The 25399-nt window shown below is 68.0% G+C and carries 24 protein-coding genes and 1 pseudogene; 16 read left to right on the top strand and 9 right to left on the bottom strand.

Going from position 1 to position 25399, the window contains the following annotated elements; genetic code table 11:
* Nucleotides 1-2 precede the first annotated feature (2 nt).
* Nucleotides 3-461 (bottom strand): Lrp/AsnC family transcriptional regulator, encoded by a 459-nt coding sequence (locus ABIE41_RS21665; protein ID WP_192642292.1) that lies wholly within the window; start codon nucleotides 459-461, stop codon nucleotides 3-5.
* Between the two features lie 147 nt (nucleotides 462-608).
* On the opposite strand from ABIE41_RS21665, the gene ABIE41_RS21660 reads away from it, so the two are divergent.
* Nucleotides 609-1892, top strand: coding sequence for a cystathionine gamma-synthase family protein (locus ABIE41_RS21660; RefSeq protein WP_192642291.1), 1284 nt, complete (start codon nucleotides 609-611; stop codon nucleotides 1890-1892).
* Nucleotides 1893-2001: 109 nt separating this feature from the next.
* On the opposite strand, the gene ABIE41_RS21655 is transcribed toward ABIE41_RS21660, so the two are convergent.
* The gene (locus tag ABIE41_RS21655; protein WP_192642290.1) at nucleotides 2002-2739 is read right to left on the bottom strand and encodes a DUF3750 domain-containing protein; all 738 of its coding nucleotides are present in this window, start codon (nucleotides 2737-2739) and stop codon (nucleotides 2002-2004) included.
* Between the two features lie 129 nt (nucleotides 2740-2868).
* Here ABIE41_RS21655 and ABIE41_RS21650 point away from each other — a divergent pair, with 129 nt between their 5' ends.
* The 5 genes from ABIE41_RS21650 to ABIE41_RS21630 all read left to right on the top strand — a co-directional run bounded on the left by ABIE41_RS21650 (nucleotide 2869) and on the right by ABIE41_RS21630 (nucleotide 7301).
* Nucleotides 2869-3981, top strand: a complete 1113-nt coding sequence (locus ABIE41_RS21650) for a polyamine ABC transporter substrate-binding protein (RefSeq protein WP_354193065.1) — start codon at nucleotides 2869-2871, stop codon at nucleotides 3979-3981.
* 59 nt (nucleotides 3982-4040) lie between these two features.
* Nucleotides 4041-5195, top strand: a complete 1155-nt coding sequence (locus tag ABIE41_RS21645; protein ID WP_192642289.1) for an ABC transporter ATP-binding protein — start codon at nucleotides 4041-4043, stop codon at nucleotides 5193-5195.
* A gap of 35 nt (nucleotides 5196-5230) precedes the next feature.
* Nucleotides 5231-6109, top strand: coding sequence for an ABC transporter permease subunit (locus ABIE41_RS21640; protein ID WP_465247123.1), 879 nt, complete (start codon nucleotides 5231-5233; stop codon nucleotides 6107-6109).
* On the top strand, nucleotides 6106-6894 hold the full coding sequence (locus ABIE41_RS21635; RefSeq protein WP_192642288.1) for an ABC transporter permease: 789 nt from the start codon (nucleotides 6106-6108) through the stop codon (nucleotides 6892-6894). The genes ABIE41_RS21640 and ABIE41_RS21635 overlap by 4 nt, the downstream gene beginning before the upstream one ends.
* A gap of 137 nt (nucleotides 6895-7031) precedes the next feature.
* A complete protein-coding gene (locus ABIE41_RS21630) occupies nucleotides 7032-7301 on the top strand; it encodes a hypothetical protein (RefSeq protein ID WP_192642287.1) in 270 nt (89 codons plus the stop codon).
* Nucleotides 7302-7361: 60 nt separating this feature from the next.
* On the opposite strand, the gene scpA is transcribed toward ABIE41_RS21630, so the two are convergent.
* The 4 genes from scpA to ABIE41_RS21610 form a co-directional block, all read right to left on the bottom strand.
* Complete coding sequence (scpA, locus tag ABIE41_RS21625) at nucleotides 7362-9527, bottom strand: methylmalonyl-CoA mutase (RefSeq protein WP_192642286.1); 2166 nt, start codon at nucleotides 9525-9527, stop codon at nucleotides 7362-7364.
* On the bottom strand, nucleotides 9524-10348 hold the full coding sequence (gene thiD, locus ABIE41_RS21620) for a bifunctional hydroxymethylpyrimidine kinase/phosphomethylpyrimidine kinase (protein WP_192642285.1): 825 nt from the start codon (nucleotides 10346-10348) through the stop codon (nucleotides 9524-9526). Before thiD ends, scpA begins: the two co-directional genes overlap by 4 nt.
* Before the next feature lie 12 nt (nucleotides 10349-10360).
* Nucleotides 10361-12325, bottom strand: coding sequence for a methylmalonyl-CoA mutase subunit beta (locus ABIE41_RS21615; protein WP_192642284.1), 1965 nt, complete (start codon nucleotides 12323-12325; stop codon nucleotides 10361-10363).
* Nucleotides 12326-12503: 178 nt separating this feature from the next.
* A complete protein-coding gene (locus ABIE41_RS21610) occupies nucleotides 12504-12890 on the bottom strand; it encodes a DUF2267 domain-containing protein (RefSeq protein WP_192642283.1) in 387 nt (128 codons plus the stop codon).
* Between the two features lie 156 nt (nucleotides 12891-13046).
* On the opposite strand from ABIE41_RS21610, the gene ABIE41_RS21605 reads away from it, so the two are divergent.
* The 3 genes from ABIE41_RS21605 to ABIE41_RS21595 all read left to right on the top strand — a co-directional run bounded on the left by ABIE41_RS21605 (nucleotide 13047) and on the right by ABIE41_RS21595 (nucleotide 16781).
* Entirely contained in the window at nucleotides 13047-14588 is a 1542-nt protein-coding gene (locus tag ABIE41_RS21605) for a helicase HerA-like domain-containing protein (protein WP_192642282.1), read from the top strand.
* Between the two features lie 215 nt (nucleotides 14589-14803).
* Nucleotides 14804-16195 (top strand): dipeptidase, encoded by a 1392-nt coding sequence (locus ABIE41_RS21600; protein WP_192642281.1) that lies wholly within the window; start codon nucleotides 14804-14806, stop codon nucleotides 16193-16195.
* Between the two features lie 4 nt (nucleotides 16196-16199).
* Nucleotides 16200-16781, top strand: coding sequence for an LOG family protein (locus ABIE41_RS21595; RefSeq protein WP_069054484.1), 582 nt, complete (start codon nucleotides 16200-16202; stop codon nucleotides 16779-16781).
* A gap of 143 nt (nucleotides 16782-16924) precedes the next feature.
* Here the strand turns inward: ABIE41_RS21595 and ABIE41_RS21590 are convergent, their stop codons facing one another.
* Nucleotides 16925-17374 carry a hypothetical protein gene (locus ABIE41_RS21590; RefSeq protein WP_192642280.1) on the bottom strand — a complete coding sequence of 150 codons (450 nt, stop codon included), beginning with the start codon at nucleotides 17372-17374 and terminating at the stop codon, nucleotides 16925-16927.
* 1192 nt (nucleotides 17375-18566) lie between these two features.
* On the opposite strand from ABIE41_RS21590, the gene ABIE41_RS21585 reads away from it, so the two are divergent.
* The 7 genes and pseudogenes from ABIE41_RS21585 to ABIE41_RS21555 all read left to right on the top strand — a co-directional run bounded on the left by ABIE41_RS21585 (nucleotide 18567) and on the right by ABIE41_RS21555 (nucleotide 23673).
* The gene (locus ABIE41_RS21585) at nucleotides 18567-18965 is read left to right on the top strand and encodes a hypothetical protein (protein WP_192642279.1); all 399 of its coding nucleotides are present in this window, start codon (nucleotides 18567-18569) and stop codon (nucleotides 18963-18965) included.
* Nucleotides 18943-20206, top strand: a pseudogene (locus tag ABIE41_RS21580) (DNA-packaging protein). The gene ABIE41_RS21585 and the pseudogene ABIE41_RS21580 overlap by 23 nt, the downstream one beginning before the upstream one ends.
* Nucleotides 20207-20323: 117 nt before the next feature.
* Nucleotides 20324-21508 carry a phage portal protein gene (locus ABIE41_RS21575; RefSeq protein WP_192642278.1) on the top strand — a complete coding sequence of 395 codons (1185 nt, stop codon included), beginning with the start codon at nucleotides 20324-20326 and terminating at the stop codon, nucleotides 21506-21508.
* Nucleotides 21505-21705 carry a hypothetical protein gene (locus ABIE41_RS21570; protein ID WP_069054486.1) on the top strand — a complete coding sequence of 67 codons (201 nt, stop codon included), beginning with the start codon at nucleotides 21505-21507 and terminating at the stop codon, nucleotides 21703-21705. The genes ABIE41_RS21575 and ABIE41_RS21570 overlap by 4 nt, the downstream gene beginning before the upstream one ends.
* Complete coding sequence (locus ABIE41_RS21565) at nucleotides 21702-21884, top strand: hypothetical protein (RefSeq protein WP_192642277.1); 183 nt, start codon at nucleotides 21702-21704, stop codon at nucleotides 21882-21884. Before ABIE41_RS21570 ends, ABIE41_RS21565 begins: the two co-directional genes overlap by 4 nt.
* Nucleotides 21881-22402, top strand: coding sequence for an HK97 family phage prohead protease (locus ABIE41_RS21560; RefSeq protein WP_192642276.1), 522 nt, complete (start codon nucleotides 21881-21883; stop codon nucleotides 22400-22402). Before ABIE41_RS21565 ends, ABIE41_RS21560 begins: the two co-directional genes overlap by 4 nt.
* Before the next feature lie 26 nt (nucleotides 22403-22428).
* Nucleotides 22429-23673 (top strand): phage major capsid protein, encoded by a 1245-nt coding sequence (locus ABIE41_RS21555; protein ID WP_192642275.1) that lies wholly within the window; start codon nucleotides 22429-22431, stop codon nucleotides 23671-23673.
* A 33-nt stretch (nucleotides 23674-23706) separates the two neighbouring features.
* On the opposite strand, the gene ABIE41_RS21550 is transcribed toward ABIE41_RS21555, so the two are convergent.
* Together ABIE41_RS21550 and ABIE41_RS21545 are read right to left on the bottom strand one after the other, a co-directional pair.
* Nucleotides 23707-24546: a S1 family peptidase gene (locus ABIE41_RS21550; RefSeq protein WP_354193063.1), complete on the bottom strand. Its 840-nt coding sequence runs from the start codon at nucleotides 24544-24546 to the stop codon at nucleotides 23707-23709.
* 66 nt (nucleotides 24547-24612) lie between these two features.
* Nucleotides 24613-25383, bottom strand: coding sequence for a S1 family peptidase (locus ABIE41_RS21545; RefSeq protein WP_192642273.1), 771 nt, complete (start codon nucleotides 25381-25383; stop codon nucleotides 24613-24615).
* Nucleotides 25384-25399: the final 16 nt, after the last annotated feature.

The following is a 25399-nucleotide window of genomic DNA, read 5'->3' as shown; positions in this document are numbered from 1 at the left end:
GCTTACAGCGGCGGCAGGCCGATGCGCTTCTTCACCGTCGCCAGCGCGAAATTCGACTCGACCGACTGGATGCATTTCAGCCGCGTCATCTTCTGCTTCAGGAAGCGCTCATAGCCCTCGATGCCGTCCGTCAGCACCCGCAGCAGATAGTCCTGGCTGCCGGTCATCAGGTAGCATTCGGTGACCTCGTTCCAGCCTTCGACCGCTCTCTCGAACTCGGCGATGTGCTCCTGCGTCTGCTGCGACAGCCGCACCGAGACGAAGACGCTGAAGGGCAGGCCATAGGCCTTGGGGTCGACGGTTGCGGAATAGCCCTGGATCACGCCGCTTTCTTCGAGACGTTTCAGGCGCCGCAGGCAGGGCGTGGGCGAAAGTCCGATCTTCTCCGACAGATCCTGGTTGGTGATGCGGCCGTCCTCCTGAAGAACGGCGAGCATCCGCCTGTCGACGCTATCGAGCATGATCTGCTTCCCGGGGGCTTCATCGTGGAGGAAAATCGCTGATTATGATCGTTAGCGAGTTGGAAGCGTCCAAGCAATCGCCACAAGCCGGGTCTACAGTGAGATCAGGCGCATTCCGCAACGCAGCCCTATCCCAGCGAGGCCATCATGAGCGACGACAGCTATCACAAGGACCGGATCGCCAACCGCAAGCTGCATCCCGAGACGCTGATGATGGGCTTCGGCTACTCGCCGGCCATGTCGGAAGGCTCGCTCAAGCCGCCGATCTTCCTGACCTCGACCTTCGTCTTCGCGAACGCCCAGCAGGGGAAGGATTTCTTCGACTTCACTTCCGGCCGTCGCCAGCCCAAGCCGGGCGAGAAGCCGGGTCTGGTCTATTCGCGCTTCAATCATCCGAATATGGAGATCCTTGAGGATCGCCTGGCGATCTGGGACGAGGCGGAGAAATGCGCCGTCTTCGCCAGCGGCATGGCGGCCATCGCCACGACCTGCTTTGCCTTCCTGCGGCCGGGCGACACGATCATCCATTCCCGCCCGCTCTATGGCGGCACCGAAACCCTGCTGAAGAACCAGATGGGCGCCTTCGGCGTCACGCCCTTCGGCTTCACCGACGGGCTCGACATCGCGCAGATGCGCGAGACCGCCAAGGCCGCTGCGGCGAAGGGGCGCGTCGGCATGATCCTGGTCGAGACGCCCGCCAACCCGACCAACGGGCTGGTCGATCTCGCCGCCTGCAAGCTGATCGCCGATGAGCTGGAAGCCTCGCAGGGCCATCGCCCGCCGGTCGTCGTCGACAACACCATGCTCGGCCCGAAATACCAGAAGCCGCTGAAGCAGGGCGCCGATCTCTCGCTGCTCTCGCTGACCAAATATGTCGGCGGCCATTCTGACCTCGTCGGCGGCTCGATCAGCGGCTCGGAGGCGCTGGTGCGGCAGGTGAAGAGCTGGCGCGGCTCGCTGGGCACGCAACTCGACCCCAACTCCTGCTGGATGCTGATGCGCTCGCTCGAGACGCTCGACATCCGCATGAGCCGCGCCAATGAGAACGCGCGGCTGGTCGCCGACTACCTCTCCGCCCATCCGAAGGTCGCCAAGGTTCATTATCTCGGCGACCTAAGGGAGGGCGACCCGCGCAAGGCGGTGTTCGACCGGCAATGCACGGCCGCCGGCTCGACCTTCGCCTTCGACGTCGTCGGCGGCGAGAAGGAGGCCTTCGCGCTGCTCGACAACCTCCAGATCATGAAGCTCGCGGTTTCGCTCGGCGGCACCGAGACGCTGGTCTCTCACCCGGCCGCGATGACGCATTCCGGCGTCGCCCGCGAACTGCGCGAGGAGATCGGCCTCACCGACGCGCTGATCCGCATCTCGGTCGGTATCGAGAACATCGAGGATCTGATCTCGGATCTGGCGCAGGCGCTGGAGGCGGTGTGAGGGCGGAACACGTCATGCTCGGGCGAAGACCCGAGCATCTCTCGCACGTTGTTCCCTGCATGAGATTCTCGGGTCTGCGCTTCGCTACGCCCGAGAATGACGCCTTATCCTAGACCCCGACGCGCCCCCAGCCCGGCAGCTTCAGCGCCGGGCTGCGCAGATCGAAGCCGGCCACCAGCCCGAGCAGGTTGACCTCGACACCCTCGACCCAGCCGATGGTGAAGCCGGCGAGCCCGTAGAGCGAGGCCTGGATGCCGGTGCGGCTCGGCGTCAGCCCGGCGAACAGGCCATCCTCGCGGAAATCCTTGCCGATCGCGGTCGGCGGCAGGGCACGCGCCAGTTCGGGCACCTCGGCCATGACATGCTGGACGAAGCTGTTGGAATTGGGCCCCGGCCAGGCCTGGTAGCTGCCGGGCGTGACATAGGCGTAGCTCTTGACCGCTGCTCGGATGCGCGGGATCAGCCGCGCGGCCGCCTCGCCGCGAATTTCGGCCACCGGCTCCGGCAGGTTGCCGTACCAGCGCCCATCGGCCTCGCGATGGTTGACGCGCACGGGCGTGCCCCAGCCGACGACGTCGAAGCGCGTATAGGCGCTGGCGCCGGGTTCCTTCACCACCACCCAGGAATGATGCGCGAAGACGCCGCGCCAGCGACCGACCCGGGCGGCGAAGACATGAACGGTCGCCTCTGGCTCGGTGGACGCCGCGGGCAGGAGCTTCGCGCTCGACCAGTCGGCCCGGCGCCAGTCATCGGCCGTTCCCTGCATCGACCACCACGCGGCATGGGTGGCGAGCGGGACGATGAAGACGAACAGGAACAGGAGGGACAGGAGACGGGCGACGCGCATGGGCGCAATATGTGGCAGGCCTGTTGCATCGCAAGATCGATCGACGCGGCGCGGGATCACAACGGCTTGAGACGTGGCGCCAAGCTGTTAGCTTCTGCGCCGCTCGTCCGGAGAGGAATCGAACGCGTCATGATGTCTGGCCGCTGGTTGAGGGGAATCGTTTCAGGTCTCGCGCTGGGACTGTCGCTGGCTGTTGCGGGCCAGGCCGCGGCACAGGGCAAGGAACTGCGGATCTACAACTGGTCCGACTATGTCGACCCGGAGGTGCTGGACGCCTTCAAGAAGGAAACCGGCATCACGGTCGTCTACGACACCTTCGACCAGATGGAGACCGTCGAGACCAAGCTGCTGGCGGGCAAGACCGGCTACGACCTGATCGTGGTCACCGCCTCCTTCCTGCCGCGCCATATCCCGCTCGGCCTCTATGCGCCGGTCGACGCCGCCAAGGTGCCCAATCTGAAGAACGCCTGGCCAGAGATCCAGGGGCGGCTGGCCAAATACGACCCCGGCAACAAGCACGCCGTGAACTACATGTGGGGCACCACCGGGATCGGCTACAACGTCGCCAAGATCAGGGAGCGGCTCGGCCCTGACGCGGTGATCGACAGCTGGAAGATCCTGTTCGATGCCGACCAGCTCAAGAAGCTCTCGAACTGCGGCGTGCATGTCCTGGATGCGGTCGAGGAGATGTTCCCCGCTGCGCTGCGCTATCTCGGCCTCAACCCGGATTCCAAGGCAGAGGCCGACCTGAACAAGGCGGGCGAGCTCTTGCGCAAGATCCGCCCGCACATCCAGAAGTTCCACTCCTCCGAATACATCAACGCGCTCGCCAACGGCGATATCTGCCTCGCCGTCGGCTATTCCGGGGACATCCTCCAGGCGAAGAAGCGCGCGGAAGAGGCCAAGAACAAGGTCGAGATCGCCTATTCCATCCCGAAGGAAGGTGCGCTGATGTGGTTCGATTCCTTCGTGATCCCGAAGGATGCGGCCAATCCGGACGCCGCGCTCGCCTTCATCGACTTCGTCAACCGCCCGGCGATGGCGGCGAAGAATTCCGACTTCATCCAGTACGCCAATGGCAACATCGCCTCGAAACCGCTGCTCTCGGCGGCCGTGCGCGACAATCCCGGCATCTATCCGCCCGATGCTGTGATGGCGCGGCTCTACACGATCACCCCTTACGACCAGAAGTCGCAGCGGCTAGTGAACCGGCTCTGGACCCGGGTGAAGACCGGCAAGTGAGCGCCGGGCAAAGTGGGCGGACAGGCGTGAGCGAACAGAGGGGGCGAGGGGCAGGCGCCATGCGCAAGGCATCGCCCGGCAGCGTGCGCCGCGCCTTCCAGCCCTGGAACGACCCGGCCGCGCAGCCGCTCGTCGAGTTCCGCGCCGTGACGAAGCGCTTCGGCGGCGTCAGGGCCGTCGCCGATGTCTCGCTCGCGCTTTACCCGCGCGAGTTCTTCGCGCTGCTCGGCCCCTCGGGCTGCGGCAAGACCACGCTGATGCGGATGCTGGCGGGCTTCGAGACGCCGGACGAAGGGCAAATCCTGCTCGACGGCGTCGACATCACCGCCGTGCCGCCGCATTTGCGGCCGGTCAACATGATGTTCCAGTCCTATGCGCTGTTCCCCCATCTCAGCGTCGCCGACAACATCGGCTATGGCCTGAAGCGCGAGGGTTTGCCGCGGGCCGAGATCGACCAGCGCGTGGCTGAGATGCTGGCGCTGGTCAAGCTGGACGGGCTGGGCAAGCGCCGCCCGGACCAGTTGTCCGGCGGGCAGCGCCAGCGCGTCGCTCTCGCGCGCGCGCTCGCCAAGCGCCCGAAGCTCCTGCTGCTGGACGAACCGATGGCGGCGCTCGACCGCAAGCTGCGCGAGGCCACGCAGTTCGAGCTGATGGACATCCAGAGCGAGCTCGGCACCACCTTCATGGTCGTCACCCACGACCAGGACGAGGCCATGACCATGGCCGACCGCATGGCGGTGATGGACCATGGCCGGCTCGTCCAGATCGACCCGCCCGACGTGATCTACGAGGCCCCCGTGAGCCGCCACGTCGCGGAGTTCGTTGGCGACATCAACATCCTCGAGGGCCGCATTGAATCCGTCGAAGGCGATCTCGTCAGCGTTGCGACGCCGCTGGCGGGCTGCGTCGAACTCGACGAGGAGGCGCCGGCCCTGTCGCCGGGGGAGCCGGTCCTCGTCGGGCTGCGGCCGGAGAAGATCGCGCTGAGCCATGACGAGCCGGCCCAGAGCGCTAACAAGGTCCGCGGCGAGATCTGGGACATCGGCTATCTCGGCGACATGACCATGGTTCAGGTCATGGTCGGCGGCGACGGCGGCCAGCTCCTGAAGGTCTCCCTGACCAACCGCTCGCGCCGGATCGAGCGCCCCTTCGCGTGGGAGGATGCGGTCTGGCTGTCCTGGGACGTCGAGGCCGGGCTGGTGCTGAAGCCGTGAGTGGTCGCGTTTCTCCGGCGAGGTCGCACGGCCGCCTGATCGTGGCCGTGCCCTATCTCTGGCTGGGGCTCTTCTTCCTGGCGCCCTTCGTCATGGTGCTGCGCATCGCGCTGTCGGACGCTGCCACGGCGCTGCCGCCCTATGCCCCGCATTTCGAGGGCTTCGCGGCCCTGCGCGACTTCCTGGCCGGGCTCGATCTCGAGAATTTCGGGCTGATCCTGGAGGATCCGCTCTACTGGCAGAGCTATCTCTACTCCCTGCGCATCGCGGCGCTGACGACGCTGATCGCGCTCGCGATCGGCTATCCGCTCGCCTATGCGATGGCGAGCGCCCCGGCGCGCTGGCGCGCCATCCTGCTCGTGCTCGTCATCCTGCCGTTCTGGACCTCCTTCCTGATCCGGGTCTACGCCTGGATCGGCATTCTGCGGCCCGAGGGGCTGCTTGACATGGCGCTGGCGGCGCTCGGCCTGAGCGATCAGCCGCTGCGCCTGCTCAACACCGAAGCCGCGGTCCTGATCGGCATGGTCTATTCCTACATGCCCTTCATGGTGCTGCCGCTCTACGCGACGCTGGAGAAGCTCGATCGCAGCCTGCTGGAGGCCGCCGCCGATCTCGGCGCGACGCCGCTCAGGGCCTTCCTGACGGTGACTCTGCCGCTCTCGCTGTCCGGCATCCTGGCGGGCTCGGCGCTGGTCTTCATCCCCGCTATCGGCGAATTCGTCATTCCAGACCTGCTCGGCGGGCCGGACACGACGATGATCGGCAAGGTGTTGTGGACGGAGTTCTTCTCCAACCGCGACTGGCCGCTGGCCTCGGCCGTGGCCGTTGTACTGCTGGTGGTGTTGGTCCTGCCGCTGGCGCTGCTGCAGCGCGCGCGGCTGGCGCGGGCCGGCGAGGCGGGAGGCGCGGCATGACCCGGCTCGGCCCCGGCCTCATCCTCGCCCTCGTCGCGGGCTTCGCCTTTCTCTACCTGCCGATCCTGGCGCTGATCGCCTATTCCTTCAACGCCTCGCGGCTCGTCACCGTCTGGGGCGGCTTCTCGACGCATTGGTACGGGACGCTGCTCGCCAACGAGCCGCTCCTGTCGGCGGCCTGGCTCAGCCTGCGCCTCGCCTTCGTCTCGGCCACGCTCGCCACCGCGCTGGGAACGCTTGCCGCGCTGGCGCTGGCGCGGCAGGGCCGCTTCCGTGGGCGCCTGCTGTTCTCCGGCATGGCGCTGGCGCCGCTGGTGATGCCGGAGGTGATCACCGGCCTTTCCCTTCTGCTGCTCTTCGTGGCGGCGGATGTGGAGCGCGGCTTCTGGACGGTGACGATCGCCCACGCGACCTTCGGGCTGGGCTTCGCCTGCATCGTCGTGCAGGCCCGCCTTGTCGGCTTCGACCGCTCGCTGGAGGAGGCGGCGCGCGATCTCGGCGCCACGCCGCTGGTCACCTTCTGGACGGTGACCTTACCCTTGATCGCGCCGGCGGTGGCGGCGGCCTGGCTGCTCGCCTTCACGCTGTCGCTGGACGACCTCGTGATCGCGAGCTTCACCACAGGGCCTGGCGCCACGACCCTGCCGATGCGGCTCTATTCGGCGGTCAGGCTCGGCGTCTCGCCGGAGATCAACGCCGCCTGCACGATCCTGATCGGCTTCGTCGCCACGGTGGTGATCGCGGCCTCGCTGCTGCTGAAGCGGCGCCAGGCTCTGGGCGCCTGATCGCCGGCGCCCATCGACGCCATCCCATCCCGCATAAACGGCGTGTGAATGGCGGCCTCAAACGCCGTTCAGGCGCATTCCGCCATGGTCGTGATCAAGGCGAGGGGATGGCCCGAGCCTGCAACAGGACAAGGATCATGGCCCGCAGATTCGTCGTTACCGCGCTGGCCGGGCTCGCTCTCGGCGCTGCCGTGTTCACCGCGGGCAGCGTCGTGGCGCCCGCCACCGCCGAGGCCTTCGGGGGGCGCTACGAAGAGGGTTGGGGCCCGCCCCGGCACGGCTGGCGGCCGCCGCCGCCCGTCTTCCACGGTTACTGGGGCCGGCGCCGCTGGCAGCACCCCGATGCCTACGGCTTCCGCCCACCGCCGCCCCGCTACGGTTACGGCTATGGTCACGGCTGGCGCTAGTGTCGCGCGGCGACATCCGTGATCATGGGACAGGCGCGGCCCGCCGGCCGCGCCTGTCTGCTACTCCGCGGCCGTGCGCTGGACATAGCCCAGCCGGCCGTTGAGGTCCTCGAGCAGCTTCTCGGCTGCATCGGCGATGACCGTGCCAGGCGGGAAGATCGCCGCGGCGCCGGCCTCGATCAGCGCCTCGAAATCCTGCGGCGGGATGACGCCGCCGACCACGATCATGATGTCGGGCCGCCCTGCCTTGGCGAGCGCCGCCTTGAGCTCGGGCACCAGCGTCAGATGGCCCGCCGCGAGCGACGACACGCCGATGATGTGGACGTCGTTCTCGACGCCCTGGCGGGCCGCCTCGTCGGGTGTGGCGAAGAGCGGGCCGATGTCGACGTCGAAGCCGAGATCGGCAAAGGCCGAGGCGATCACCTTCTGGCCGCGGTCATGCCCGTCCTGCCCCATCTTGGCGACGAGGATGCGCGGGCGGCGGCCATCGGCCTCCTCGAACGCCTGCGTCATCATCTGCACGCGCGTGACCGCAGGGTTCATCGTGCCGACCTCCCGCTTGTAGACGCCCGAGATCGACTTGATCTCGGCCCGGTGGCGCCCGAAGACCTGCTCCATCGCCAGCGAGATCTCGCCGACGGTGGCCTTGGCGCGGGCCGCCTTCACGGCGAGGTCGAGCAGGTTGGTCTCGCCCTTCGACCCTTCGGTCAGGGCGGCGAGCGCGGCCTGGACCTCGCTTTCGTTGCGCTCGGCCTTGAGGCGCTTCAGCTTGTCGAGCTGCTGCGCCCGCACTGAGGCGTTGTCGACCTTGAGCACGTCGATCGAGGCTTCGTTGTCGGGCTTGAAGCAGTTCACGCCGATGATCGCCTGCAGCCCGCCATCGATGCGCGCCTGCGTCTTGGCGGCGGCCTCTTCGATGCGCAGCTTCGGAATGCCGGCTTCGATCGCCTTGGCCATGCCGCCGAGCGCCTCGACTTCCCGGATATGGCCCCACGCCTTCGTCGCCAGTTCCGCCGTCAGCCGCTCGACATAATAGGACCCGCCCCAGGGATCGATGATCCGGCTGGTGCCGCTTTCCTGCTGGAGCAGGATCTGCGTGTTGCGGGCAATGCGCGCGGAGAAGTCCGTCGGCAGCGCCAGCGCCTCGTCGAGCGCGTTGGTATGCAGCGACTGGGTATGGCCTTGGGTGGCCGCCATCGCTTCAATCATCGTGCGCGGCACGTTGTTGAAGACATCCTGCGCCGTCAGCGACCAGCCGCTCGTCTGGCAATGAGTGCGCAGCGGCAGCGACTTCTCGCTCTGCGCACCGAAATCCTTGACCAGCTTCGCCCAGATCAGCCGGCCGGCGCGCAGCTTGGCGACCTCCATGAAGAAGTTCATGCCGATCGCCCAGAAGAACGACAGCCGCGGCGCGAAGGCATCCACCCCAAGCCCCGCCCGCTGGCCGGCGCGGATGTATTCGACGCCGTCGGCGAGCGTATAGGCGAGCTCGAGGTCCTGCGTCGCCCCGGCCTCCTGCATGTGATAGCCGGAGATCGAGATCGAGTTGAATTTCGGCATATGGGCCGAGGTGTAGGCGAAGATGTCGCCGATGATCCGCATCGAGGGGGCGGGGGGATAGATATAGGTGTTGCGGACCATGAACTCCTTGAGGATGTCGTTCTGGATGGTCCCCGAGAGCTTTGCTGCCGGAACGCCCTGTTCTTCCGCCGCGACGATATAGAGCGCCAGAACGGGCAGCACCGCGCCGTTCATCGTCATCGACACGCTCATCTGGTCGAGCGGGATGCCGGAGAACAGCGTGCGCATGTCGTAGATCGAGTCGATCGCGACGCCGGCCATGCCGACATCGCCGCCGACGCGCGGATGGTCCGAGTCATAGCCACGATGCGTCGCCAGATCGAAGGCGACGGAGAGACCCTTCTGGCCGGCGGCGAGGTTGCGCCGGTAAAAGGCGTTGGAATCCTCGGCCGTGGAAAAGCCGGCATATTGCCGGATCGTCCAAGGCTGGTTGACATACATCGTCGGGTAGGGACCGCGCAGATAGGGCGCGATGCCCGGCAAGGTGTCGACGAAGGAGAGCCCGTCGCGATCCTCTGGTCCGTAGACCGGCTTCACCGGGATGCCCTCGGGCGTCAGCCAGGGCTCGCCAGCCGGCAGCGCGGGGGAGGCGGGTCCTACGCCGTCGGCATAGGCCAGCGTCGCGAAATCCGGGATGGCGGTCATGGCTGTCTCCCGTCCTGACGATCCCACCAGTGGTGGAAATGATGCACCGGTCCGTGGCCATGGCCAACCGGAACCTCATCGGCGGCCGCGATCGCCGCCGAGATATAGGTCTTGGCATGGCCGACGGCTTCCGGCAGCGAGAGCCCCTTCGCCAGCCCCGAGGTGATGGCCGAGGACAGGGTGCAGCCGGTGCCATGGGTGTTGCGGGTGGTCAGGCGCGGCGCGGCAAAGCGCTGGCGGCTGCCGCCCGCGAGCAGCAGCAGATCGCTGCTGCTGTCGCCGCCGCCATGCCCGCCCTTGATCAGGACGTTGGCGGCGCCGAGCGCAGCGAGCGCATCCGCCTGCCGCTCGACGGCGTCCTCGGTTTCCGCCTCGCCGGTGCCGAGCAGAGCCGCCGCTTCCGGCAGGTTCGGGGTGATCAGCGTCGCCAGCGGGAAGAGATGGCGGTGGATAGCAGTGACGGCCTCGTTTTCCAGCAGCCGCGCGCCCGACGCCGCGACCATGACCGGGTCGAGCACGATGTTGCGCGCCTTGTGGCGCCTCAGCCCCTCGGCCACGGTCTCGATCAACTCGGCTGTCGCCAGCATGCCGATCTTCACGGCGGCGACGTCGAGATCCTCGAAGACGGCGTCGATCTGCTGCGAGACGAAAGCCGCCGGCACGGCATGAATCGCGCTCACGCCCCTCGTATTCTGCGCGGTCAGCGCGACGAGGACGCTGGCGCCATAGACCTGATGGGCCGCGAAGGTCTTGAGATCGGCCTGGATGCCGGCGCCGCCGCTGGAATCCGAGCCGGCGATGGTCAGGGCGATGGCGGTCATGGTCCGGGCTCCTCAGGCGGCATCATGCGCGCGCCGCAGCGCGTCGAGCACGTCGCAGCCTGCATAGATGAACGACCGCACCCCTGCTTCATTCAGCGCCGCCTCCAGGTCGCCGGGCCGGCCCGCGAGCCAGACAGTCGCGCCGGCCGTCGTCAGCGCCTGCGCGGCAGCAGCGCCCTCGGCAGCATAGGCGGCGTCCGACCCGCAGAGGCAGGCGAGACGCGCGCCCGAGGCCGTGAAGGCGGCCGCGAGCGCAGCGAGATCGGTGCTGTCGTCCTGCGCGAAGCCGTCGCCGACCGGGGCGGCGAGACCGCCCGCCTCGAACAGGTTGCGCGCGAAGCCGGCCCGCGCCGTGAAATCGGCGACCTGGCCGAGCGTCGCGAGGAAGACGACTGGCTTTGCGGCCGCATCGGCCCGGTCGCGCAGCGCCTCAAACGGTTCGGCCAGCCGCTGCGACGGCAGGGACTGCGCCCGCAAACCATCCTGCGGCGCGATCAGGCCCTCCTGGCGTTCGGCGCCCGCGGCGAGCCGAGCGATCAGGGTTTCCGGATCGGGCGCAGTTCCGCTCCGGCCCTTCGATGTGCCCATGGTGACCGGGGCGATATCCAGCACGGTGACCGCGGCTTCCTTGAGGTTCGGGAACTCGCTCGTGCCGGTGATCGGCTCGCGCCGCGTCGCGATCGCCCTGGCGCGCGCCTCGCGCTGACGCTCCAGCGCAGCCTGGGCCGTGCCGGTGGTCAGCGCCGTGAGGATGCCCGGCAGGCCGTCCTTCGCCTCCCGCTCGATCGCCTGCATCTGCGCCCAGCCCTGCTCGCACAGCGCCTGCGTCAGGGACTCGAAGCTGCCGGAGCCCGCGGCGGGGTCGGCGACGCGCCAGAGATTGGCCTCCTCCAGCAGCACGAGCTGGGTGTTGCGGGCGATGCGGCGGGCGAAGCCATCGGCAAGGCCAAGCGCGGCGGTGAAGGGCTGGACCGTCACGCCATCTGCGCCGCCGATGCCCGCCGAGAAGGTGGCGACGGTGCCGCGCAGCAGATTGACCCAGGGGTCGCGCCGCGTCAGCGAGCGCCAGGCCGTCTCGGCATGCAGGGGCATCGGCACGGGCGTCAGCCCGCAGGCGCCCTGGATGCGCGCCCAGAGCAGGCGCGCCGCCCGCAGCTTGGCGATGGTCAGGAACTCGTCGGTGTCGGCGACCAGCGTGAAGGAGATCGCGTCGCGCGCCTCCTCGAGCGAAAAGCCCTCGGCTTCCAGCGCGCGCAGGTAAGCGATGGCGCTGGCCAGGCCATAGCCCAACTCCTGCGCCTCGCTGGCCCCGGCCTCATGCCAGGGCCGGGTGTCGACCGTCACGAAGTGGCCGTTGAAGCCGCGCGCCTTCAGCGCCCGGATGGTCGTGGCGAGCCGGCGCCCGACCTCGGGCCAGGAGGCCGCGAGCCCGCCCGTGCCGGCGAAGACGCCGATCGGGTCCATGCCGAAATCGATCGACAGCGCCTCGGGCGAAAGCCCGCGCCTCTCGACCAGCGCCGCCAGCAGCAGGGCGTTGATGCGACCCTCCGGGGCGGGGTCGAGGCGCAGCTGGATCAGGTCGAGCATCGCGCCGTCGAGAGCGGCATCGAGCGCGGCGACGTTTTTGGCAACGAGCCCGTATCCGCGCGCGGCCCGGGCTCCGGCAAAGGCGATCGTCAGCGCGTTCGCGCCGCCCTCGAGATCGGCGAGCGCCAGCTTCTGCGCTTCGGCCGGCTCGGGATGGTCGAGCCGGGCCGCGACCTGCCAGCGGCCGGCCTCACTGCGGAGGGGGCGGTTGGCCGGCGAAGCCGCCGCATAGAGCGGCTCGATCCGGATGCCGTCGGCCGTCTTGGCAACGAGGCGCTTCTCGAAATCGCCGCCCTTGAGCACCTTGTCGACCGCCGCGCGCCAGGCTTCCTGCGTCGGGGCGGGAAACGCGCTCATGAAGGACAGGTCGGGATCCGGGGCCGAAGTCATGCCAAGCAGTCCTCGTCATCAGCCGCCGCGCGCGGCTGCGCGGCGGTGATTGCCATGCAGGGCGCCGCGCCGCCATTCCTACTTCGTCGCAACGCGGCTGCGCAAACCCGCGCCGGGCAGGGCGCAAACGACAACGCCGCCTCGCGGCGGCGTTGTAACCCTCACATTGCGGCGCGGCTCAGACGAACTGGCCGAGACCCGGGATCGCGCCGACGATGGCGCCCATCGCATCCTCGCCCGCCTTTTCCCGGCCGACGGCGAACATTTCCTTGGAAACCGACTGGATCTGCCCCATCGAGAGGCCGGCGCCCATGAGCTGGCCGCCCAGCGCCATCACGCCGCCGCTGCCGCCCATCATGCCGCCGACCATGCCCATCAGGCCGCCCTTGGCGCCGCCCTCGGCTGCCGCGAGCTCCGCTGCGCCGGGCAGGGCCGTCATCAGCTGGCCGATCTCGGCAGGGGGGCCTTCCTTCTGCAGGAAGGCGAGGATGATGCCGACCGCCTTGCGGGCGAGATCTTCGCTGAGGCCCGAGGCCGCGATCACGCGGGAAATCAGTTCATCCATGATGTCGATCCTGTCGGTTGCGGCGCGGATGGCCAGATAGTTCACATATCAACGATTGGGTCGCTGCGATAGTCCGGCGACCGGACGGGCTTCCGCCGACGACCGCCATTCGCTACATCCTTGCCGTGACCCATCGACAGCACAACAGGCAGGCCCATGGCGGATGACGGCGCGATTCTGATCGGCAAGAGCTGGAAGCCGGAAACCCTCCTGCTGAAGCTCGCCAACCGCCACGGCCTCGTCACTGGCGCCACCGGCACCGGCAAGACGGTGACGCTGCAGGTGCTGGCAGAGGGCTTTGCCCGCGAGGGCGTGCCGGTCTTCGCCGCCGACATCAAGGGCGACCTCTCGGGCATTGCTGCGCCCGGCGATTCGAAGCCGCCCTTCGTCAAGCGCGCCGAGGAGATCGGCGTGAAATACGAGCCCGACCAGTTCACCACCGTGTTCTGGGACGTCTTCGGCGAGCAGGGCCACCCCGTCCGCGCCACGATCTCGGAAATGGGGCCGCTGCTGCTGGCCCGCCTGCTCGATCTCAATGAGACGCAGGAGGGCGTGCTCAACATCGCCTTCCGGATCGCCGACGAACAGAAGCTGCTGCTGCTCGACCTCAAGGACCTGCGCGCGATCCTCGGCTTCATCGCCGAGAACGCCAAGGACCTGACCACCAAATACGGCAACGTCACCTCGCAGACGGTTGGCACGATCCAGCGCGCGTTGCTGGTACTGGAAAACCAGAAGGGCGACCTGTTCTTCGGCGAGCCGGCGCTCGAAATCTCCGATCTGATGCGGACGGACCGCTATGGCCGCGGCATCGTCAACATCATGGCCGCCGACAAGCTGATGGCCAATCCGCGGCTCTACGCGACTTTCCTGCTCTGGCTGCTCTCGGAGCTGTTCGAGCAGCTGCCCGAGGTCGGCGATCTCGACAAGCCCAAGCTGGTCTTCTTCTTCGACGAAGCGCATCTGCTCTTCAACGGGGCACCCAAGGCGCTGCTGACGGCGGTCGAGCAGGTCGTGCGGCTGATCCGCTCGAAGGGCGTCGGCGTCTATTTCGTCACGCAGAACCCGCTCGACATCCCCGAGACCGTGCTGGCCCAGCTCGGCAACCGCGTCCAGCACGCGCTCCGCGCCTTCACCCCGCGCGACCAGAAGGCGGTCAAGGCAGCGGCCGAGACCTTCCGCCAGAACCCCAAGATCAACACCGCCGAGGCCATCATGCATCTGGCCGTGGGTGAGGCGCTGATCTCGACGCTCGAGGGCAAGGGCTCGCCGACCATCGTCGAGCGCACGCTGATCGCGCCGCCAATGGCGCAGGTCGGCCCCTGCTCGCCGCAGATCCGCCAGCAGGCGCTGACGGAATCGGGCTTCAAGGGCAAGTACGACACGATGATTGACCGCGAGTCGGCCTATGAGGAGCTGATGAAGCGCAAGGAACTGTCGCCGGAAGAGGGGCCCGTCGAGGCCTCGACGACCGGCGGCGGCGGCATCCTCGACACGATCGGCGGCTGGCTCGGCGGCGGCGCGCCGCAGCAGCGCCCCAAGACCGGCCCCGGCAGCCGTGGCGGCGCCCTGCCGCAGAGCATGGCCGAGAAAGTGCTCACCTCGGCCGCCCGCTCGGCTGCGACCACGATCGGCCGCCAGGTCGGCACCGCGATCCTGCGCGGCGTGCTTGGCAGCATGATGGGCGGGAAGCGCTGAGAACACGTCATGCTCGGGCTTGACCCGAGCATCTCGTCAACGAGCCTTCTTGTCATAAGATTCTCGGGTCTGCGCTTCGCTGCGCCCGAGAATGACGCGCCAATTCGCATCGATGCCATGTCAGGACGAGGCTGACGCCGGCCCTGTGCCTTGCCATGATGGCGTCACCTGAATCGGCTCAGCCTCTCCGCCCGAGCCCAGCCCTGCCGAGTGCCATGACCCAGCTCCCCGCGATCCTCGCCCGCCTCGATGCCGATCTCGACGCCTCGCTGACCCGACTGTCGTCATGGCTCGAAATCCCCTCGATCTCGACGGATTCGGCTTACGCTGCCGACAGCCGCCGCGCTGCGGAGTGGCTGGAGAAGGACCTGGAATCGCTCGGCTTCACCGCCGGCCTGCGCGAGACGCCTGGCCATCCGATCGTGCTCGCCCATCGCCCCAAGCCCGGCGCACCGCATGTGCTGTTCTACGGCCATTACGACGTCCAGCCGGTCGACCCGCTGGAGCTTTGGGACACCAAGCCCTTCGAGCCGGTGATCAAGGAGATCGAGCCCGGCAGGAAGGCCATCGTCGCGCGCGGGGCCTGCGACGACAAGGGCCAGGTCATGACCTTCGTCGAGGCGCTGCGGGCGACGCTCAGTGAGACCGGCGACCTGCCGGTCGGCGTCACCGTGATGGTCGAGGGCGAGGAGGAATCGGGCTCGGTCAATCTCCCGGCCTTCGTCCGCGACAATGCCGCCGAGCTGAAGGCGGATTTCGCGCTCGTCTGCGACACCGGCATGTGGGACCGGCAGACGCCGGCCATCACCGCCTCGCTGCGCGGCCTGGTCTATCAGGAGGTGACGATCACCTGCGCCGACCGCGACCTGCATTCCGGCCTGTTCGGGGGGGCGGCGGCCAACCCCGTCCATGTGCTCGCGAAGATCGTCGCCGCCCTGCACGACGAGGACGGGCGCATTACGCTGCCGGGCTTCTATGACGGCGTCGAGGAGCCGACGAACCAGCAAAAGGCCGACTGGGCCGATCTCAACCTCACCGAGGACGAGTTCCTCGGCCAGATCGGGCTGAAGCACTCGATCGGCGAGACCGGGCGCATGCTGATCGAGCAGATCCAGTCCCGCCCGACCTGCGACGTCAACGGGCTCTGGGGCGGCTATACCGGGGAGGGCACCAAGACGGTGATCGCCGGCAAGGCCTCGGCGAAGGTCTCCTTCCGCCTCGTCGGCAGGCAGGACCCCGACAAGATCGCGGCCGCCTTCCAGGCCTTCGTGCGCGAGCGGCTGCCGGCCGATGTGACGGCGGACTTCGTCGCCCATGGCGCCTCACCGGCCATTGCGGTTCCGGTCGAGTCGCAGGCCCTGCGCCAGGCGCAAAACGCGCTGACCGAGGAATGGGGCCGCAAGGCCGTCACCATCGGCTCGGGCGGGTCGATCCCCGTCGTCGGCGATTTCAAGCGCCTGCTCGGCATCGACACGCTGCTCGTCGGTTTCGGGCTCGACGACGACCGCGTGCATTCGCCCAACGAGAAATACGACCTCTCCTCCTTTCACAAGGGCCAGCGCTCCTGGGCACGCATCCTGCAGGCGCTGGCAACGAAGGGGGCTTGATCCGATGAAATCCGTCTGCGTGTTCTGCGGGTCCAACCCCGGCAATGATCCCGTCTATGCCGAGGGCGCCCGAGCCATGGGCGCCGAGATCGCAAGGCGCGGCATGGTGCTGGTCTATGGCGGCGGCGCGGTCGGGCTGATGGGCATCGTCGCCGATGCCGCGCTCGCCGCCGGCGGCGAGGTCCATGGCGTCATCCCCCGCGCGCTGCGCGAGAAGGAGGTCGGCCATCACCACCTGACGCGGCTCGAGATCGTCGAGACCATGCATATCCGGAAAGCCCGCATGGCCGAGCTCTCGGAAGGTTTCATCGCCATGCCCGGCGGCATCGGCACCTTCGAGGAGCTGTTCGAGATCTGGACCTGGGCCCAACTCGGCATCCACGACAAGCCGCTCGCCTTCCTCAATGTCGCCGGCTTCTACGACCCACTGGCGACCTTCCTCGACAACACGGTGGAGGCTGGCTTCCTCAAGCAGACCCACCGCGCCATGACGATCACCGACACTGAGCCCGCGACCCTGCTCGACCGGATGGAGCAATATGTGCCGGCGGTGACGTATAAATGGGTGGAGAAGGAGGAGGTGTGACTTATTGCCAGTCGCATTTCTGATTGGCGTAGGTATTTAATCTCAGTTATGTGCGTGACGAATCAGTTCCGATGCCCATGGTTCCCAGCGACAGGCCGAAATAAACGACGATGACGAGATCGCTGGTTCGCCCCACGATCTCGTCAAGGCTGTGATTGAGGAGATCGCTGCTTCCTGTCCCGCATTTGGGCTAGAGCTTTCGATACACGGGGCTCGCTACGTAGCCGGTGAAATCTTTCAGCGCGTTTTAGATCGGGCCCCAGAGAGCGGGTTTGTAGATAGCTGATCAGGTTGAACACCAGTTTCCATGTGTCGTCGATTTCGGAGACGACTGCTTTTAGATCTGAAAGCTTATAGACGAGCATCTTTTTGGCGAGTTCTGCATGTTCGTCGCCGCTGCGCGATCCTGCCTCGTCTTTATGCCAGACAGATACGGTCCAGTTGGCGTTGTCCTTCGTTGGGAGCCAAATGATACCATCCTCAATGTCGTCGCAACTGCCATAGCAGCCGTGGGCGATATCGTTACGGGCGCTTTCTGTCTGGCCGTAGACAATCAAGATTGCTGCGAGGAGTTCTTGTTCGTCGCTGTCCAAGATCGAACTAGCTACCGTCGCAATTGTCTCTGTTCTGGATCGCTGTTGTCTTAGGGACGTATACAGAGCTACGGCGGCCTCGGAGCGGGTGCCCAGGAGTAAGCGAAGAACCAACGCCATTTCCGTTTCAACGTCGGTCCAGCGCGTAATAACGGACCCTATTGCAGCCAAATGGGCTGGTCGCTTGTCGAGTTGACTAGCACCGAGAGACCAAGGCCCCCGATGATATTTGCGAGGAAGCGGTTGCCGCGCCATAGGTAGCTCCGAAGACGACAAGACAGACGAGATGTTGAAGCGGATGCTGACGACGCCGCCGAAGCCGCATGAAACGGATCTTAAAGCGGGCGCCCGCAAGAATGACGAAGGGCCGGCGCTATCGCCGGCCCAACGGTTACCCTGCCTCGAAAGCCGACTTGAACGCAGCCGAATTGACGAGGAGCTTTGTCCATGCAGCCCGGTCGGTCTCTACCACCAGCAACAGGTCCTCAGAGCCCAGGATTTGCGATACGTAATCTCGCAACTGCGGGCACGTCCCCGGATACGACACATACCATACTGTCTCCAGAACTCGCCCCCGGAGCGACGCTGGACCAAGCGCCGAAAGATGGTCGTCCATCTGCTTATGGGTTGGGTGAGGCCCGTTCAGGTCGTACGTCACAATAAAATTAGCCATGGTGGCTCCGTGATCGAAAGCCGGGCTTGACCAAGGGCTAGATTCGGGAGTGAACTCCGAACCGCTAACCAGCCTGTCCCGCAGCCCGGCTAAGGGGAAATGCGGTCCAGAAACTTCCGCGCCACCGGGCTCCTACCCCCGGTGGCGTTTCCATTCCTAGGATCAACTGGCAACGTTCTCCGATTCGGCGTGCGCGCGCAAGTTGAGTGCACCGCTGTGCACAGACTCTCGAGACATAAGAAAATGCTTATGTCTTTCTATGCTTGCGCTTATGCAGGATGCGCTTGGCCTGCTGCTTACGCGAGCGCGGCTTGACCAATCCGCCGATAGGTGAGGCGCTTGCCGTCAATGTCCTTCATGCCGCGATCTAAGATCGCGAGCGCATATAGGAAATTAGTCCTTGACAGCGTCGCGCTGATCCGGTAGACATCAGGAACGCTCACGAAGTGTGACCAGACGCCAAGCCGCCGTGCTCATCCGCCGGCGGCTTTCGCATGTCGGGCCTTGCGAGGTTTACCCATGTCCGATTCCGATGATGACGCGCCGGCTCTGCCGGTCGCGAAGGGCAAGCGCTTGCCCGTGGGCCGCAAGGCCGTGGTGACGCGGCTCTGGCGCGCGGCGCAGCGCCAGCTCGACGCGCATGAGGCGCGGCTCGATGAACTGCCGAAGGGCGCGGCGGCCAGCAAATCCGAGGCCAAGGCGCTCGCCGTGCTCGCCCGCACCGTGCGCGAACTGGTGGCGCTCGACGCGGCGGCGCCCGGCCGGGAGGACAGATCCAACGATGAACTCTCGCCCGCCGCCGGACTGCGCCACGTCGCCGAACTCCGACAGGAGCTTGCACGACGTCTTGAAGTTATTGCGGGCGGAGGACCGCCTGCCGGCCCTGCAGCTCCTGATGGAGACGGCGTCGCCTCATGAATACGAGGTCCTCAAGGCCGAGTGGCTGATCTGGGCACGCCCAGATCAGAAGCCGCCGGAACGCCTCTGGTCGATTTGGCTCGTTCTGGGCGGTCGGGGCGCGGGGAAGACCCGCACCGGCGCCGAATGGGTCAAGGGCATGGCGCTGGGGCAGGAGCCTTATGCGCCGGCGGCGACGGAACGCATCGCGCTGGTCGGCGAGACGCAAGGCCAGGTCCGCGACGTGATGATCGAGGGCGTCTCCGGGCTGCTCGCGATACACACCCGCTGGGAGCGGCCGAGCTGGTATCCCTCGCGGCGGCGGCTCGAATGGCCCAATGGCGCCATCGCCCAGGTGTTTTCGGCGGAAGATCCGGAAGGGCTGCGCGGCCCGCAATTCGGTGCCGCCTGGTCCGACGAGCTGGCGAAATGGCCGAACCTTCAGGAGACCTGGGACATGCTGCAATTCGGGCTCCGGCTCGGCGACCGGCCGCGCCAGATCGTCACCACGACGCCCCGTCCCGTGCCGCTGATCAAGCGGCTGCTGGCGGATCCCGAGGTGGCGGTGAGCCGCGCGGCGACGAGCGCCAACCGCTTCAACCTCGCGGCCGATTTCATCCGCAGCGTGACGCAGAGCTATGGCGGCACCCGGCTCGGCCGCCAGGAACTCGACGGCGAACTGGTCGAGGAAAGCGCGGATGCGCTCTGGACGCGGGCGATGATCGAGGATTGCCGGGAGCGGGAGGCGCCGGCCCTGGCGCAGATCGTGGTGGCGGTCGATCCGCCGGCCTCGTCCTCGGCCCGGGCCGATTCCTGCGGGCTGGTGGTGGCCGGCCTCGACGGCGAAGGCCTCGGCCATGTGCTGGGAGGATGGCACCGTGTCGGGCGCACGGCCGCATGAATGGGCGGCAAAGGCGGTCGCGCTCTACCGGCGCTTCGAGGCCGATGCGCTCGTCGTGGAGGTCAACCAAGGCGGCGAGATGGCGACTGCCGTGATCCGCGAGGTCGATCCGGGCGTGCCGGTGAGCGCGGTTCGGGCGACGCGGGGCAAATATCTGCGGGCCGAGCCGGTGGCGGCGCTCTATGCGCAGGGGCGGGTGCGCCATGCCGGCGCCTTTCCCGCGCTGGAAGACGAGATGTGTGATTTCACCCCCGGCGGCCTCAGCTCCGGCCGCTCGCCGGACCGGCTCGACGCGCTCGTCTGGGCGCTGACCCATCTGATGCTGGGCCCGAAAGGCCGGCCGCGGGTGAGGGGGATTTAGGCCCGTCATTCGCGGGCGTAGCGCAGCGAAGACCCGAGAATCTCGGGACGAGAAGACACTGGTTTCCGAGATTCTCGGGTCGAGCCCGAGCATGACGCACTCATAAGCGAGACCTCCATGCTCAATTTCCTTCGCAACCTGCGCGGCTCCGCCGCGCCGGAACGCAAGCGCTCGCGCGTCGGGCCGCTGATCGCCCTGCATGAGGCCGGGCGCCCGGTCTGGACGCCGCGCGATTATGCGGCGCTCGCCCGCGAGGGCTATGAGCGCAACCCGGTCGTGCATCGCTGCGTCCGGCTCATCGCCGAGGCGGCTGCGCAGACCCCGCTGATCGCCAAGGTCGGCGATCAGGAAATGCCGGAGCATCCGGCGCTCGCGCTGATCGACAGGCCCAATCCGCGCCAGGGCGGCATCGCCTTCCGCGAGATGCTGTTCGGGCATCTGCTGGTCGCCGGCAACGCCTATGTCGAGGCCGCCGGCACGGGCCGCGAGCCACGCGAACTCTACGCGCTGCGGCCCGACCGGATGAAGGTCGTGCCCGGCCGCGATGGTTGGCCGGAAGCCTATGACTACACAGTCGGCGGCGACACGATCCGCTTCCGGCAGGACGAGGGCGTGGTCCCGCCGATCCTGCATCTCACCCTGTTTCATCCGGTCGACGACCATTACGGCCTCTCGCCGATCGAGGCCGCCGCCTGCTCGCTCGACATCCACAACGCCGCCAGCGCCTGGCACAAGGGCCTGCTCGACAATGCGGCGCGGCCGTCCGGCGCGCTGGTTTATGACGGCCCGGACGGGGCGAGCCTCACCGACGCCCAGTTCGAGCGGCTGAAAGCCGAGCTGGAGGAGAGTTTCCAGGGCGCCCGCAATGCCGGCCGGCCGCTGCTGCTCGAAGGCGGGCTCGACTGGAGGCCGCTCTCGCTGACGCCGGCGGAACTCGATTTCGTCGCGGCCAAGGGCGTCGCGGCGCGCGAGATCGCGCTCGCCTTCGGCGTGCCGCCGCTGCTGCTCGGCCTGCCCGGCGACAACACCCATGCCAATTTCGCCGAGGCCAACCGCGCCTTCTGGCGCCAGACCGCGATCCCGCTCGTGCGGCGCACGGCACAGTCGCTGGCGCAGTGGCTCGGGCCGGCCTTCGGCGGCGAGCTGACGCTGGAACCCGATGTCGACGCCATCGAGGCGCTCGCCGAGGAGCGGGAATCGCTCTGGCGCCGGCTCGGCGCCGCGACCTTCCTCAGCGAGGACGAGCAGCGCGAGGCGGTCGGCTACGGCCGCGCGCCGCGAACGGGAGAGGCCAGCCCATGAACCTGCTCGACCAGATCGTCACCGCCTTCGTCGGGCGCGCCGATGTCGGCCATCTCGGGCTGCTGCTCTGGGCTGCGACGGCGTCGGCCGCAGCCTGGTTCGTGATGCGCGAGCTTTCCGCCGCCAACCGGCGCTTTGACGATTTCGTGCGCGAACTCAACCGCTTCAACGCCCGTCACGAGGGGGACCAGCCATGACGCGTTCCGCAGACCAGAAGCCCGCCCCGCCGAAATCCTCCGGTCCTAGCCGCAGCCCGCCACGGCAGCCGGCGCGCGGGCCGGCGAACACCGAGGCCTTCGGCCGCTTCCTGCGCAATCTGGCCCGGCTGGAGGGCGGTGCGGTGCGGACGGGCAAGGCCGGGGAGCGGGCGCGATGAGGTCGTTGCCTCCCGCCGGCCCTTGCGACCGCGAGTCCAAGTTCCTGCCGCTGCCTCCGGCGCGCATCGGCCTCGACGGGCTGTTCGAGGGCTATGCCAGCCTGTTCGGCATCGCCGATCTCGGCAAGGACATCGTCGAGCGGGGCGCCTTTCGCGAGAGCCTGGTGCGGCGCGGGCCTGCCGGCATCAAGCTGCTCTGGCAGCATGATCCCGCCGAGCCGATCGGCCGCTGGCTCGCGCTCACCGAGGATTCGCGCGGGCTGTTCGTCAGGGGCCAGCTCTCGCTCGCCGTCGCCCGCGCCCGGGAGATCCACGCCCTGATGCGCGAAGGCGCGGTGGATGGGCTCTCGATCGGCTTCCGTTCCGAGCGCGCCCGAACCGAGCCGCGCAGCGGCCTGCGCCGGCTGGAGCGGATCGACCTCTGGGAGATCTCGATCGTGACCTTCCCGATGCTGCCGCAGGCGCGGATCTCCGCCGTCAAGGCGCTGCGCAGCGCATCTGCCTTCGCTCACGCCTGAACCCATTTTTTCCCCAAGGAGAGACCATGACCACTGCCAACCACGCACCCGAGAGCAAGGCCGCCGGCGCCGACCTGTCGCTGGCCTTCGACGATCTGCGCTACACGCTGGAGAGCTATCGCGTCAGCAATGACGAGCGTCTGGCCCAGATCGAGAGCCGCCACGGCGTCGATCCGCTGACCGAGGAGAAGATGGCGCGCATCGACACCGCGCTCGACGAGGCGACGCGCCGTCTCGACCGGCTGACGCTGGACCGCAGCCGCCCGGCGCTCGGCCGCGACGAGCCGCGCGATCCGCTGGTCGGCGAGCACAAGGCCGCCTTCGCATCCTATATCCGCAGCGGCGAGGCCGGCGGGCTCAAGCGGCTCGAGGCCAAGGCGCTCTCGGCCGGGTCGGGCCCCGATGGCGGCTATCTCGCCCCCTCCAGCGTCGAGAGCGAGATCCTGCGGCGGCTTTCGACCGCCTCGCCGATCCGCAGCCTGGCGACGGTGCGGACGATCTCGTCGGGCACCTACAAGAAGGCCTTCTCGACCACGGGGCCGGCCTCGGGCTGGGTCGGCGAGACCGCGGCGCGGCCGCAGACCGGCTCGCCCACCCTGGCGGAGCTGAGCTTCCCTGCGATGGAACTCTACGCCATGCCGGCGGCGACGCAGACCCTGCTCGACGACGCCATCGTCAACATCGACCAGTGGATCGCCGAAGAAGTCGAGAGCGCCTTCGCCGAGCAGGAGGGCGCGGCCTTCGTCAGCGGCGACGGGATCGACAAGCCCAAGGGCTTCTTCGCCTATCCGATGGTCGCGGAGGCGAGCTGGAACTGGGGCAGCATCGGCGTGCTCAACACCGGCGTCGCCGGCGCCTTCGCCACGGCCAACCCCTCCGACATCCTGGTCGATCTCGTCTATGCGCTGAAGGCGGGCTACCGCCAGAACGCGTCCTTCGTGATGAACCGCAAGACGCAAGGCGCCGTGCGCAAGTTCAAGGACTCGACGGGCCAGTATCTCTGGCAGCCGCCGGCCTCGATCGGCGCGCCCGCGACGCTGATGGGTTTCCCGCTGGTCGAGGCGGAGAACATGCCCGACATGGCCAACAACGCCATCGCGCTTGCCTTCGGTGACTTCCGCCGCGGCTATCTCGTCGTCGACCGGGCGGGCGTGCCCATCCTGCGCGATCCCTATTCCGCCAAGCCCTATGTGCTGTTCTACACGACCAAGCGGGTCGGTGGCGGCGTGCAGGACTTCGCGGCGATCAAGGGGTTGAGGTTCGCCGTCTGAGCCCGGGCCGGTGGCTGGGGGCGGGGTCCGCCCTCAGCGCATCGGCCACCAGCTGTAGCCGGAAGGGGCCGGCTGCTCGACCAGGCGCTGGTTGCTTCCCAGCATCAGCAATCTGGCCGCGGATTCGGTGATCCAGCTGCGGTGCTCGCTGATCGGCGTAATCGCGGTGAAGCCGCCGCAGATGCGCCGCTCGCGCGTGTTCAGCGGGCCGCTGGACCAGCTGACGATGCCGACCAGATCGCGGGAACGGATCTCGCCGCGCAGGACCGGTCCGCCGGAATCGCCGCGGCAGGCGCCGGCCCCGGGGGTCTCGCCCTTGGCCTCCGCATCGACGGCGACCTTGACGGTGTTCTGCGTCGTGTAGTTGCCGGCATTGACCAGCCGCGTCTCGCGCAGGCGGCGGGCCGTCTTCTTGTTGGTTTCGACCGAAAGGCCGAAGCCGGCCATGGTCACGACCTCGCCCTGCCACAGGCTGCCCCCGAGCGTGACCGGCTGGATATCGGCCGGAAGCGGGGCGGAAAGGCGCAGCATGGCCAGATCGGCGCCGGGCTGGGTGCGCGGCGTCGTGCCTGGCACGAAGCTGGGATGGGGCAGAACGGCCAGCACCGTATGGCGGCGCGGCCGGAAATTCGGGTCGAGGCTCACGACGCTGACCGAACCGCCGCCCATCAGGCAATGCGCCGCCGTCAGCACCAGCTCGGGCGCGATCGCGGCTCCCGAGCAGAGCTCGCCCCGGCTGGTTTCGATCCGCAGGGTCGAGGCTCGGGCGCCGCGCGCATCCTGCGAGGCGATGCCGCCGATGACCGCGAGCGCGGGCGTGCTGCCCGCAAGCAGCGCGGTGGCAAGGGCAAAGGCGAGGCGGCGCGTTGTCATGAGGCGGACCGGATGGACGAACATCCTTCAATCTAGGGACTGGTGCGCGCCAGTCCAGCTTTTCCCTCAGCGGGACGGCCCCCAGACGGCCCGGTCCGACCAGCGGGACAGCGTTCCGTCGATCCAGCCACGCTGCGGCGCGACGAGAACGCCCTGGCTGAGAAGGCCGCAGCTGCGGCCCGACGGGCCGGTCGACCAGCTCGTCACGGCGACGACGCCGTCACCCGAGGCCATCGGCCCGCCCGAGTCGCCCTGACAGGCGCCCGGACCGCTGCGCTTGCCGGCCCCTTTGGCATCCGCGGCCCAGAGCAGAATGCGGCCCGGCCCGTAAGGCTCGACCACCGCGAGCGTCGCGGAGCGGTAGATGCCGGTGCTGCGTGCTTCGCCCTCGCGCGACACGCCGTAACCGGCGAGGTCGATCGCGGTGCCGGCGCGGGGAGGGGCGCCTTCCAGCAGGGTCGCCGGCGCGAACCGGCCCGGCAGCGGCTGTGCCAGACGCAGCAGCGCAAGATCGATCGAGCGCTGGCGCGCTGCCACGGCGTCTGACCGGAATTCCGGATGCAGAGCGACGGCGGAGGGCGCCAGCAGGACGGGCTCGCCGCCGCCCTCTTTCCAGTGGATGCGCAGCTCGGTGCCGCCGGCGGCGCAATGGGCGGCCGTCAGCACACTGCGCGGCGACAGGACGATGCCGGTGCAGACGCCGCCCCGGGCATTGAGAACCATCAGGGTCGAGCCGGCGAGCGGCCCGCCCTCGCGGCCTGCGACAACGGCCAATGCCGGCACGGCGGCCAGCGCGCCGGCGAGACAGCCGAGGCCGATCAGAATTCCGACGCGCATCGCGCTCCTCCAGCTG

Source organism: Bosea sp. OAE506, from assembly GCF_040546595.1.
Taxonomy (GTDB): Bacteria; Pseudomonadota; Alphaproteobacteria; order Rhizobiales; family Beijerinckiaceae; genus Allobosea.
Note: the sequence above shows the minus strand (reverse complement) of the source record. Positions and strands in the feature narration are given on the sequence as shown.